The 12,265-nt window shown below is 68.8% G+C and carries 10 protein-coding genes; 4 read left to right on the forward strand and 6 right to left on the reverse strand.

The features are described 5' to 3' along the window. Positions 1-9: 9 nt before the first annotated feature. Genes DM194_RS26615 through DM194_RS26635 form a run of 5 tightly spaced genes read right to left on the reverse strand, consistent with a single transcriptional unit; the run spans position 10 to position 4,735 of the window. Entirely contained in the window at positions 10-1,131 is a 1,122-nt protein-coding gene (locus DM194_RS26615; protein WP_111070664.1) for a WavE lipopolysaccharide synthesis family protein, read from the reverse strand. Then, positions 1,128-1,850: a glycosyltransferase family protein gene (locus DM194_RS26620; RefSeq protein ID WP_111070665.1), complete on the reverse strand. Its 723-nt coding sequence runs from the start codon at positions 1,848-1,850 to the stop codon at positions 1,128-1,130. The genes DM194_RS26615 and DM194_RS26620 overlap by 4 nt, the downstream gene beginning before the upstream one ends. Next, positions 1,847-3,373, reverse strand: coding sequence for a glycosyltransferase family 2 protein (locus tag DM194_RS26625; protein ID WP_111070666.1), 1,527 nt, complete (start codon positions 3,371-3,373; stop codon positions 1,847-1,849). Before DM194_RS26625 ends, DM194_RS26620 begins: the two co-directional genes overlap by 4 nt. After that, complete coding sequence (locus DM194_RS26630; protein ID WP_111070667.1) at positions 3,370-4,014, reverse strand: HAD family hydrolase; 645 nt, start codon at positions 4,012-4,014, stop codon at positions 3,370-3,372. The genes DM194_RS26625 and DM194_RS26630 overlap by 4 nt, the downstream gene beginning before the upstream one ends. A gap of 40 nt (positions 4,015-4,054) precedes the next feature. Next, the gene (locus tag DM194_RS26635; protein ID WP_246024700.1) at positions 4,055-4,735 is read right to left on the reverse strand and encodes a PI-PLC domain-containing protein; all 681 of its coding nucleotides are present in this window, start codon (positions 4,733-4,735) and stop codon (positions 4,055-4,057) included. Between the two features lie 239 nt (positions 4,736-4,974). Between DM194_RS26635 and DM194_RS26640 the strand changes: the two genes are divergently transcribed. The 3 genes from DM194_RS26640 (at position 4,975) to DM194_RS26650 (ending at position 9,441) form a co-directional block, all read left to right on the forward strand. Continuing rightward, positions 4,975-5,799 (forward strand): class I SAM-dependent methyltransferase, encoded by an 825-nt coding sequence (locus DM194_RS26640; RefSeq protein WP_111070668.1) that lies wholly within the window; start codon positions 4,975-4,977, stop codon positions 5,797-5,799. A 118-nt stretch (positions 5,800-5,917) separates the two neighbouring features. Next, positions 5,918-7,417, forward strand: coding sequence for a tetratricopeptide repeat protein (locus DM194_RS26645; RefSeq protein ID WP_162630190.1), 1,500 nt, complete (start codon positions 5,918-5,920; stop codon positions 7,415-7,417). Continuing rightward, positions 7,414-9,441 carry an O-linked N-acetylglucosamine transferase, SPINDLY family protein gene (locus DM194_RS26650; protein WP_111070670.1) on the forward strand — a complete coding sequence of 676 codons (2,028 nt, stop codon included), beginning with the start codon at positions 7,414-7,416 and terminating at the stop codon, positions 9,439-9,441. Before DM194_RS26645 ends, DM194_RS26650 begins: the two co-directional genes overlap by 4 nt. 95 nt (positions 9,442-9,536) lie before the next feature. Here the strand turns inward: DM194_RS26650 and DM194_RS26655 are convergent, their stop codons facing one another. Beyond that, complete coding sequence (locus DM194_RS26655; RefSeq protein ID WP_246024701.1) at positions 9,537-10,835, reverse strand: HAD-IIIA family hydrolase; 1,299 nt, start codon at positions 10,833-10,835, stop codon at positions 9,537-9,539. A 374-nt stretch (positions 10,836-11,209) separates the two neighbouring features. Here DM194_RS26655 and DM194_RS26660 point away from each other — a divergent pair, with 374 nt between their 5' ends. Further along, the gene (locus DM194_RS26660) at positions 11,210-12,157 is read left to right on the forward strand and encodes an NAD-dependent epimerase/dehydratase family protein (protein ID WP_176581520.1); all 948 of its coding nucleotides are present in this window, start codon (positions 11,210-11,212) and stop codon (positions 12,155-12,157) included. The last annotated feature ends 108 nt before the right edge of the window (positions 12,158-12,265 follow it).

Raw genomic sequence — 12,265 nt, forward strand, 5'->3', positions numbered from 1 at the left:
CCTGGCGGTTCATCCCGGTGGCCGGTATCCCAGCCGTTCGAAAAGCTGGTTGAGCACCGGGTCGCGCAGGCCGGCGCGATGCAGGGTGATCGCCCCGTTCAGGGCATCGCCGTTCCGCCCGGCGAGGCAGCAGCGCAGGGCCTCGTCGAACAGCGGCTGCGAAGCCAGGGCGTTGGGGCCGATCACCACCCGCCGCTTGAGGGAGGCATCCTCCATCGCGGAGGCGTAACCGTCGCCGCACTCTGCGATCAGCGCGTCCACGGCCTCCCCGCAATGGAACCGGCACCAGGACAGATATTCCTCGTAGCTCGTCCGCAGCATCCACAGCCAGGACAGCCGCATCGCATCCGCGCTGTTGACCCACTCCAGAGACGGCTTCAGCGTGCGCACGCCGAAACGCCGGACGTCGAGGCAGATGAAGTTCGCAGCCACCGCCCGTTCGGTCAGCTCGGCCAGGGCCGGACCTCCGGCGAGCGCGTTCGGCATCGGCACCTCGTACCGGCGGCGCAGGGCGGAGACCACCAGTTGCTGTTCCGGCACCAGCACCCGGGCCTCCCGCTCCTCCCGCGGCATGGCAAGCAGCGCCTCGCGCGTCGGATGGCGCTCGGCCTCCCACAGCAGCCGCATGTCCTCCGTCCGGCCGAAGGAGCAGAAATCCTGCACGAACATGGCGAAGGAGCGGTGCGGACAGCGGGCGTTGGTGGTGATGATGCGCTCGCCGAACACCGGCATCGGCGCCGGGATCCCCCGGAAAAGCTCCGGGTACGCCAGGAAGCCCGCATGCTCCAGCACCATGTCGGTGCGCAGCTTCAGCGCATAGGGGCGGTCGGCCAGCCGCAAGCCGGCCAGCGTGGAATCCGCCTGCCGGTTGAAGTTGGACGAGGCGGTCGCGGTCCGATGCTCGAGCTCCGGATCAAGGAGGCCGCGCAGATCGACGCCACCCGGATCCGCGTTCAGCAGGACGGTGTCGGCGTCCACGGCATGGGCCGGAAAGTCGGGGGCTCCCTTCCACACCGACAGGACGATCTGCGCGCCCGGCAGATGCGCGCGCACGCTGGCCAGGGCCTGCGGAGTCTGGTCCGGACTCCAGGGGCCCTGCACCACCACAGAGACGTCGCGGGAGGAGATCATGCTGCGTCGCCCTTTCCGGCCGCTTCGCCGAAGCTCTTGCTGACCGGACGGACATTGCCGACCGGAACCGGCAGCACCCGCAGCCCCTCGGCGATCACGCCGTTCATCGCCGGGCAGAGGAACAGCGCCCCTTTGTGGGCTAGCCTGTCGGCATGCTCCAGCGAATGGGCGGCGGCGCGCAGGAACAGGGCGGCGTCGCGGAACAGATAGGTGCCGGCCGAGGCGTGGGAGGAGATCACCCGTTTCTCCATCGTGCGGACCACCGACCCATCGGCGGCGATCTCGGCATAGCTGTAGCAGGGATCGTCCGACTGGAAGCAGGGCAGGACGCCGCCGACCGCCGGATCGGCGAACAGGCCGGCCATCGCCGGGCCGTCATAGAGGATGTCCACCAGATCGACGCAGACCGGCGCCGACGGGCGGGCCAGCAGGGCCGTTCCGGCCAGGGCCGACAGCAGGGCGCCGCCGGTCAGGTCGGACAGGCGCACGGCGCGCGAGCCGGGAAACCAGTCCCGCAGGAAGCCCTGCACGGTCCGCGCCTCCGGCACGTCGCGCAGGACGAACACCAGATCGGCTGGGCCGAGCGTTCCGTCGCGCCACCAGGGGCGGCCGGTGATCGCCCGGCGGACCAGCGGCTCGCCCTCCACCTCGACCAGCGGGCGGATGCCGAAGCGGGGATGGATGAAGTCCGGCCCGGCCAGCGGGATGATCGCGTTCACGGGGGGCCAGCTCCATCCTTGGCCTCATCCGCGCCGGTTCCGCGGGCCAGATAACGCTCGAGATCCTCCGGCGTGCCGAGGCCGTGCATCGCGCCGGCGGGGATCTCGAAGACGCCGATCCGCGCCCCGGCGGCGATGGCGTAGTTGTAGACCGGGCATGTGTAGAACTCGCCGTTGGTCCGGTCGTTGCGGGCGATCATGTCGACGGCGGCGTCGATGAAGATCCGGCCGGTGCGGAAATGGTAGATGCCCACCGTCGCCAGATCGGAGATCGCGACCTTTTCCCGCACCTCGCGGACCAGCCCGTCCTCTCCCAGCCGGGCGAACGACCATTTCGGGTCGCGGTCCCGGTCGCGGAACACCAGGATGGAGCCGTCCAACCCGCGGCGCACGGCATCGTCGATGTAGGAGCGGCAGTCGAATTCGACCAGCTGGTCGCAGTTGGCGATCAGCAGCGGCTCCTCGCCGTCGATCAGTCCGCGGGCGAGCAGGACGGTGCAGGCGGTGCCCTCCGTCTCCAGATCGACCGGGCACAGCACCACGTCCGGGCGCGCCTCCAACTGGGCGGCCAAATCCGGTTCGGCCTCGAAATGCTCGCGCCGGCCCATCAGGATGTAGCGGGCGCCGGGGATCGCCAGATTGTCGAGCACCCGCTCGATCATGGTGCGGCCGGCGACGTCGATGAAGGGTTTGGGCTTGGCATAGCCGACACGGGCGAAGCGGCTGCCGCGGCCGGCCATCGGGATCAGCACGTTGAGCCGCTTCGGCCCATCTGCGGTGCCGGCGAGGCGGCGGCCCTGCAGCAACCGCTCGTACTGCGGGATCAGCGTCGGCGCGTAGAAGCTGTGGTAGCGGTCGGCGGAGACCGGGCAATGGCCGACCCGGCGGCCGGTCAGCACCAGCTCGTTCAGGGTGGGGGCGATGTAGAAGGCGCCGTCGATCTGCACGTCGTGGCGGATCGTGTCCATCGCCGCCTCGACGAATAGCCGGCCGGCGGCAAAGTAGTAGAATCCGGCGATGGCATGGCGGCTGATGACGCGCTTTTCCGCCGCCTCCACCACCAGCCCGTCGTCGCCGGTGCGGATGTAGGAATAGCGGGGATGGACGGAATCGAAGGTGATCACCGCCGCGTCCAGCCGCCGTCGCCGGAAGCGCTCGACCACCGCGGCGACGTCGGCCTCGATCACCTGGTCGCCGTTGGTGACGATCAGCTCCTCGTCGGTCTCGATGTGCTCGATCGCCATCAGGCAGGAGCAGACCGCCCCCCTGGTCAGGGCGCGGAGCGGAATGACCACCGCCTCCGGGCCGGCGATCTGGCGCAGGACGTCATTCAGGTTGAAGCGGCGGCAGTCCTCTTCCTTGACGATGAAGATGAAGCGGGCGTCCGGGAACCAGCCGCGCAGGGGCTCCACCACCTGTTCGATCATCGGCCGCCCGTCGATCTCGACCAGCGGCTTGGGGAAATGGAAGTCGTCGGTGGAGAAATAGCGGTCGGGGGCCGCCAGCGGGATCAGGATGTTCACGGCGTCTCTCCCTGGGCGCGGGCGATGTGCCGGCGGATTCGGTCGTAGGTGACGTCGTACACGTCCCCGACCTCCATCACATGGGCGCCGCTGGCCTTGGCCGCGCGGATGCCATGCTCGTTGTCCTCGACGATCAGGCATTCCTGCGGCGACAGCCCGAGCCGCTGCATCGCCGTCAGGTAGATCTCCGGGTGCGGCTTGGCCTGCGCCACGTCCTCGTTGGACAGGTAGAACTCGAAATAGGGCAGCAGGGCCGCCTGTCCGAGCATCACCGCCACCGTGTTGCGGATGGAGTTGGAGCAGGCGGCCTGCCGGTATCCTTCCGCCTGGAGGCGGGACAGCGCGTACTGGTGGGGGAAGAAGGGGCGGCAGCGCGAATAGGCCAGCTCGATGGTGCGGCGCTGCTTCATCTCGTTGATGAAGCCGTGCAGCCGGACCGGGAGCTGGCGGCTGGCGCTCAGCATCTCCAGCTTGCGGCGGGTCGGCAGCCCGTCATAGAGCGCCAGATGCTCGTCGCGCTTGATCTCCATGCCGAACAGGGCGAGCGCCTCGTTCAGCGCCTCGTAATGCCAGTCCTTGGCATCGATCAGGACGCCGTCCATGTCGTAGAGGACGGCCTTGATCCGGGCAGGGGCCGGCATCCCGGCGGATGTTCCGGCAGGCGTTATCGACGAAGTCGTTTCAGGGAGCATCGAAGAACTCGCGCGCCTTGTCGGGGAAATCGGTGCAGAGGGCAAGCATGCCGGGAGCGGCCCGGGTCGCGACGGCCTTCCAGCTTTCCCATGCGGCGGCATGGGGGCGTCCGTGCAGTTCGGGCGAGACGAGGGCGACGCGCTTGCCCGCGGCCAAATGCCGCTCGATCGCGGCGGCGTCGATCCAGTCGCTCTCGAAGGCGTCGAGCCAGACGCCGGCGGCCCGCTCGTAGAAGGACGGCTCCCGCTCATACTCGCTCTGCCGGGTGTAGGCGACGGCGCCGCGGCGCAGATAGAGGATGCCGTCGGGCACCGCCATGTCGAACACGAACCAGTCGTCCACGCCCTGGCGCGCCAGGGCGTCGAGCAGCGGCCCCTGAAGTCCGTCGGCCTTGATGTTGAGCGCCAGCGTTCCCGCCCGGCCGCCAGCCTGGGGTGCATGGCGCCCGTACAGCTCCAGCAGTTCGTCGAAGGTCATCAGACCGTCGCCGCCCGGAGGATCATGGGGGGGATCATGGGGGGGATCATGGCTGACGACCAGCGCGCCGTTCCGGTCGCGGATGTCGGTCTCGATGCCGAAGCCCTCGCGGAATGCCCGCTCGAGCGCCTCCCGGCTGTTCTTTTTGGCTGGTTCCGACCAGAACCCGCGGTGCGCCAGTATCGCGATCATGTCTTCCGAGGTTGCCACATATGCCGTCCGCATCGACGGCGCCCATGTTTGGCATAAACAACCATATGGCGACAACAACCGTATGGCGACAAGCGGATAGCGGCGTTCGAGCGTGGAGAGCAGGGGGAGAGGGCACGGGGAAACGGGCGGCCCGGCTTGACAAGCCCGCCCCCCGGCTTCTACCGATAGCCGCCATACCGTCCACCACCCTGCCCCACCCACAACACCGGACCGCCGTGATGAGCGAAGCGCCGCCCCCTTCCGCCGCTCCCGACACCGCCTCCGCGGTGCACAGCGGGTCGGCCGACCGTTTCGGCTACGAGTGGGGCCGTTATGCCGAACTGAAGGACATCTACGAGGAGCAGTTCCGCCGCTGGACGCCCTTCCTGAAGCCGGAGGACTGGCGCGGCCTGAGCTTCGTCGACGTCGGCTGCGGCATGGGGCGCAACAGCCACTGGCCGATGAGCTACGGGGCGGCCGGCGGGCTGGCCATCGACATCGACGAGCGCAGCCTGGCCTCGGCCCGCGCCACGCTGGCGCCGCACCCGGCGATGGAGGTGCGCCGCCAGAGCGCCTATGAGCTGAACGAGGTGGAGCGCTTCGACCTCGCCTTCTCCATCGGCGTCATCCACCATCTGGCCCACCCGGAAACGGCGCTCGCCAACATGGTGCGCGCGGTCAAGCCGGGCGGGCGGGTGATGATCTGGGTCTATGGCCGCGAGAACAACGGTTGGATCGTCCGCTTCGCCGATCCGCTGCGCAAGGCGCTGTTCAGCCGCCTGCCGATCGGGCTGGTCCATGCGCTGTCCCTGCCGCCTACCGCCGTTCTGTGGCTGGCGCTTCGGCTGGGGCTGGACCGGCTGGAATATTTCCGTCTGATCCGCCGCTTCGACTTCGCGCATCTGCGCTCCATCGTCTTCGACCAGATGCTGCCGAAGATCGCCAACTACTGGCGCCGCGACGAGGTGGAGGCGCTGATGAAGGGCGCCGGCCTTGAGGACGTGCGGCTCGCCTGGGTCAACGAGATCTCCTGGGCGGCCATCGGCAGGAAGCCGCTGGCATAGGGCTCCGGACCCGGAAAGGGCAGCCCTTTATTGCCGCCGGCCGGGCTCTTGGGGTAAGAAGCCGCGGTTCCGTGCGGCGGGTCCATCCGCATGGTGGGGCCTTGTTGGGGCCGAAGCGTTGGGGGTTGCCATTTCCGAGTTCTCACCGGCCTTCATCGAGGCCTTCAACCGCGGCGCCGCCCTGTTCCAGGCCGGCCGCTTCGACGAGGCGGCCGAGGCCTTCCGCCGGCTGGCTGAAGAGCATCCCGGCGTCGCCAACCTGCACGGCAACCTCGGCCTTTGCCTGCATGCCGCCGGCCGGCCGGCCGAGGCGATGGAGCCGCTGCGCCAGGCGCTGCGCCTGCGCCCCGCCTATCCGGACGCGCTGAACGCGCTGGGCGGCATCCTGCTGGACCAGCACAACTACGAGCATGCGCTGATCGCCTTCCGGGAGCTTGCGCGCCTGAAGCCGGATCATCCGGGCGCGCTGCTGACCCTCGGCAACCTGTTCATGTTCACCGGCGACGCGGAGCGCGCGCGCACCGCCTACCGGTTCGCGCTTACCGTCGAGCCGGACGTGGCCGTCAACTACAACAATCTCGGCGCCGTCAGCCTCAGCCTCGGCTTTCCGCCGGAGGCGGCGCTGCACTACCGCCGCGCGCTCGCCATCGACGTCGGCAAGCCGGAATACCGCAAGAATCTCGGCACCTGCCTGCTGATGGCCGGCGACTATCCCAACGGCACCGTCGCCTATGAGGGCCGTCTGGAGCAGGGGGTTTGGCGCAAGCGCAACATGCCGGGCGTCCTGTGGCAGGGCCAGCCGCTGGAGGGCCGGACCCTGCTGGTGCATTTCGAGCAGGGGCTGGGCGACTCCTTCCAGTACATCCGCTATGCCGGCGTGCTGAAGCGGATGGGCGCGCGGGTGCTCTACGAATGCCAGCCGGCGCTGAAGCGCGTGCTGTCGACCGCCCCCGACCTGGACGGGCTGTTCGCCTTCGGCGAGCCGCTGCCGGCCTATGATTACTACATCTCGCTGATGAGCCTGATGCATCGGTTGGGCACCACGCCGGACAACGTTCCGGGCGGCGTTCCCTATATCCGGGCCGAAGCGGAACCGGCGGCCCGCTGGGCGGAGCGGCTGGAGCGGCTGGAGGGCGGCAGGCGCCCGAGGCTGCGCGTCGGCATCAACTGGCACGGCAACGAAACCGGCAAGTCGATCCCCCTGGAATGCTTCGAGGCGATGGGACGGCTGCCCGGCGTCCGGCTCTACAGCCTGCAGAAGGTTTCCGGCCTCGCTCATCTGGAGCGGCTGCGCGACCGGGTGGCGGTGACGGAGCTGGGGGCGGATTTCGACGCCGGCCCGGACGCCTTCCTCGACACCGCCGCGGTGATGGCCAATCTCGATCTGGTCATCACCTGCGACACCTCGGTCTGTCATCTCGCCGGTGCCATGGGACGGCCGACCTGGGTGGTGCTGAAATGGTTCGCCGACTGGCGCTGGATGCGCGACCGGCTCGACAGCCCCTGGTACCCGACCATGCGCCTGTTCCGTCAGGCGACATCCAACGACTGGCCCGAGGTGATGGCCAGGGTGACGGCGGAGGTGGCGGCACTCTCCGCCACGGAGGGCGGGCGATGAGCGCCGGGACGACGTCCGCCACGCCTCCGGGAAGCATGACCATCACCGATGCGGCACGCTTGGCGCTGGATCATCTCCGGGCGGGCCGGGCCGCGGAAGCCGAGCGGCTGAGCCGGGCGATCCTGGACGCCGTTCCCAACCAGGGCGAGGTCCTTCAGCTGCTGGGCGTGGCGGTGATGCTGCAGAACCGGCCGCAGGAGGCGGAAACCGTCCTGCGGCAGGCGATCTCCGTCCGGCCCGACCTGCCCGACAGCCACGGCAATCTCGGCACCGTGCTGCAGTCGCTGGGCCGCATGGGCGAGGCGTTGGCGGCGCACGACCGCTGCGTCCTGCTGTCCCCGGCGTCGCCGGAGGCCTATGTCAACCGCGGCTCCGCCCGGCTGGCCCTGGGCGACCGCAACGGGGCGGCGGCCGACTTCGCCCGCGCCCTCCGGCTGCGGCCGATCGACGCGCTCGCCGCCGCCAACCTCGGCGTGGCCCTGCGCGAAGGCCATCGCGTGGCGGAGGCGGAGCGCGCCTTGCGCCGGGCGCTGGTCGTCGATCCCGGGCATGGCGAGGCGATGCTGGGCTACGCCCATGTCCTGCGCGAGCTTGGACGGTTTGCCGAGGCGCACGCGGCCTATGATCGGGCGGTGGCGCTGACCCCGGCCAAGACCGAGGCGCTGTGCTACAATCTCTATCTCAAGCAGACGCTCTGCGCCTGGAACGATTACGACCGCCTTTGCCGGATGGTGACGGACACCATCGATCATGACGGCGGCATCGTCATCCCGCTGGCCGCCCTGTCGATCGAAACCACGCCGGCCCAGCAGGACCGCGCCGCCCGGATGTTCTTCGACCGGCTGATCAAGCGCGCCTCGTCGCCGGCGATGCCGGCACGGCCGGAGCCCCGTCGCGACGGCCGGCTGCGCGTCGCCTATGTCTCGGCCGACTTCCACGAACACGCCACCGCCTTCCTGGCGGCCGAACTGTTCGAGCTGCACGACCGCGAACGGTTCGAGGTGCTGGCCTATTCCTATGGACCCGACGACGGCAGCCCGATGCGCAAGCGGCTGGTCCAGGCCTTCGACCATTTCCGCGACATCCGCAGCGTGCCGCTCGACGCCGTCGCCCGCCGCATGGCCGACGACGGCGTCGACATCATGGTCGACCTGAAGGGCTACACGAAGCAAACCCGGCTCGACCTGCTGTCGCGCCGGCTGGCGCCCATCGAGGTCAGCTATCTGGGATATCCAGGCACCATCGGCTGCCCGCACATGGATTACGTGATCGGCGACCGCTTCGTCACCCCGCCGGAGCATCAGCCCTTTTACGTCGAGCGGCTGGCGATCCTGCCCGACGCCTACCAGATCAACGATCGCCACCGCCCGCTGCCGGACCGGGTGCCGTCACGCGCCGAGTGCGGCCTGCCGGCTGACGGCGTCGTCTTCGCCGCCTTCAACACCGCCTACAAGATCAGCCCGGCCATGTTCGGCCTGTGGATGCGCATCCTGAAGCGCGTGCCCGGATCGGTGCTGTGGCTGTTCGAGGCCAATCCGCTGGCTGCTGCAAACCTGAAGGCGGAGGCCGAGGCCCGGGGCGTCGATCCGGCCCGGCTGGTCTTCGCCCCGCCCCGCCCGCTGCCGGACCACATCGCCCGCTACCGGGTGGCCGACCTGGCTCTCGACACCCTGCCCTATACCGGCCACACCACCACCAGCGACGCGCTGTGGGCCGGCTGCCCGGTGGTGACATGCCTGGGCGGGACCTTCGCCTCGCGGGTGGCGGCCAGCCTGCTGAACGCGGCCGGCCTGCCCGATACGGTCACCCGGTCGCTGGACGAATACGAGGAGATGGCGGTGACGCTCGCCGGCGATCCCGGACGGCGCGCGGCCTTGCGGAAGCGGCTTGAGGAGGGGCGGATGACGGTGCCGCTGTTCGACAGCCGCCGCTTCACCCGAAACCTGGAGCGCGCCTATCAGGTCATGTGGTCGCTGCACAGCGCCGGCCGTCCGCCGCAGGGCTTCATCCTGCCGGCGGGCTGATACCGCCGCATGATATCGTCGAGCGCAAAGCCTGCCCCATCAGGCTTTGCGCTCGACGATATGAGAAGAAAAGCCGGCCGAGGGGAAAAGGGAGTTCAGCCCCCGCTTTCGTCCAGGATGGCGCGTACGCGCTCCAACAGGTTTCCGCCGGTGAACAGGTGGCCGGCGACGCCGGCGGCCCGCGCGGCCGCCATATCGGTGTCGCGGTCGCCGATGACGAAGCTGCTGGCGGTTTCCACCGGCCAATGGGCCATCAGGTCGCGCAGCATGCCCGCCTCCGGCTTGCGCCAGTCGGACGCGCGGCGGTACTGCTCCACCGCTCCCTCGGGATGATAGGGGCAATAGCGGACGTCATCGAGATGGGCGCCGTTGCGACGCAGTTCCTCCCGCATCCAGCCATGGAGGGTGTGGATCGCCTCCTCCTCGTAATGGCCGTGGGCGACGCCCGCCTGATTGGTGATGAGAAAGACGTAATAGCCGCGGTCGTTCAGCAGCTTGACGGCGTCCATCGCCCCGTCGACCCACTCGAAATGCCCCCGATGATGGACGTAGCCGTGATCGAGGTTCAGCACCCCGTCGCGGTCGAGGAAGGCGGCCGGCCGACGGTGCCATTCGGCCGCAAGGCCGTCGGCCCGCGCCAGATCCTGGGGAATGCCGATGTCGATGAAGGCGCCGTCATAGCAGCGTCCGACCAGTTCGCCCCGTTCGGCCAGCCCGGGCAGGACATCGCGTTCCAGCGAACAAGGGCCGGCCGGAATATGGTCGAGGATGCGGCGGTCCATCCAGTAGATGCCGCCGTTGATGAGGCTCTCGCCTCCCCGCTCCGGCCGTTCGGCGAAGGCGCGGATCCGCTCGCCCTCCAGGCGGACCGTGCCGTAGCGCGCCGCATCCTCCACCCGGCGCAGCGCCACCCGCGCCAGCGTCCCGTCGCCGAGCGGTGCCGTCAGATCCAGGTAGTTGATGTCGAAGAAGGAATCGCCGTTCAGCAGCAAAAAGCAATCGTCCAGGGCGTCGCCAGCCTGAACCAGAGCGCCGCCGGTGCCGGCCGGCTCCTCCTCGATCAGGCAGGAAAGCGCGACGCCGAAACGGCTAGACCGGCCGTCGGCAGTGGCCGCCGCGGCGCAATAGTCGCGCAGCACCTCGCCCCGGTAGCCGCCCAGCAGCAGCACCCGCTCGAAGCCGAAGCGGGCGAGGTTGCCGATCAGGTGATCGAGGAAGGGCTTGCCCGCCACCTCCAGCAGGGGCTTGGGCGTCAGGCGCGTACGCTCCCCCAGCCGGGTGCCGAGACCGCCGACCAGGATGACGCATTGACGGGGAAGCGGCGGCAAAGCGGGACTGTCGGCGGAAACGGCTTCGGGCGGCGTGCCGGTGATGCCGTCGATGGACATGCTCATGGGGCGAGGCGCGTTCTATGCCGGAGATGGGACGACCCACCTATCATGGCGCCTTTCCGTCCGTCCAGGCCCCATGCCGCCGCATGCCGTCATGCCCGCCTAAAGCGAATTTGCATTCGCTTTAGATTCAGATGACCTCATTCGCCGGTCGGGCTTCGGCCGCATGAGCGGCCGCGGCCGCTCACCCGCGCCGGCCGGCCGGCATCCACACAGCCCTTGCGCCCTCAATGGTTGCCGGACTAGCAATGCCCGGGTTCGCTCCGTTGGCTTCGCCGGCTTCCGACCGGCCCAGCACTCCCGCCTATTCCGCCGCTCGCCGCGTGCCTCCGTGCCGCTGACGGCGGTTGCTCCGTCTCGTCGGTAGAGGTCACATCATGTCCCAGTCTCTGAACATCCTCGTCACCGGCGGTGCCGGCTATCTCGGCTCGATCATGGTCCCGGCGCTGCTCGACGCCGGCCATTCGGTGACCGTGCTCGACAGCTTCATGTTCCGCCAGGCCTCGCTGAGCCATGTCTGCGCCCATCCGAAGTTCGATCTGGTACGCGGCGACGCCCGTGACGAAGCCACCCTGCGCAGCCTGACGAAGACCGCCGACGTCGTCATCCCGCTGGCGGCTCTGGTGGGTGCCCCGCTGTGCGATGCCGACAAGATCGGAGCCGAGACCATCAACCGCGACGCGGTCATCACCCTCACCAGGATCCTGTCGCCGTCGCAGCGCCTGGTTATGCCGGTGACCAATTCCGGCTACGGGGTCGGGGAACAGGGCAAGTTCTGCACCGAAGACAGCCCGCTGAACCCGATCTCGCTCTATGGCCGGACCAAGGTCGAGGCCGAGAAGGCGGTGCTGGACCGCGGCAACTCGATCAGCTTCCGTCTGGCCACCGTGTTCGGCATGGCGCCGCGCATGCGCATCGACCTGCTGGTCAACGACTTCGTCTACCGCGCCGTCAACGACCGCGCCGTGGTGCTGTTCGAGCCGCATTTCAAGCGCAACTACATCCATGTCCGCGACGTGGCGCGCGCCTTCCTGCACGGGCTGGAGAATTTCGAAACGATGCAGGGCCGCCCCTACAATGTGGGTCTGTCCGACGCCAACCTGTCGAAGTGGGAACTGTGCGAGCGGATCCAGAAGCACCTGCCGAAGTTCGTCTTCCTGGAAGCGCCGATCGGCGAGGACCCGGACAAGCGCGACTACATCGTCTCCAACGAGCGGATCGAGGCGACGGGCTACAAGCCGGCCTTCTCGCTGGATGACGGCATCCAGGAGTTGATCAAGGGTTATCGCATGATCCGCAACGCGGTCTACGGCAACGTCGTCTGAGCGCCATCGGGCTGGTATTCGAGACAGTATGCGGGGCGCTCCACCGGCTCTTGCGGTCGGGCCGCCCCGCATACTGGCGTATTCCTATATTATAATTCCGCAACAATT

The organism is Azospirillum ramasamyi (genome assembly GCF_003233655.1).
GTDB classification, from domain to species: Bacteria; Pseudomonadota; Alphaproteobacteria; order Azospirillales; family Azospirillaceae; genus Azospirillum; species Azospirillum ramasamyi.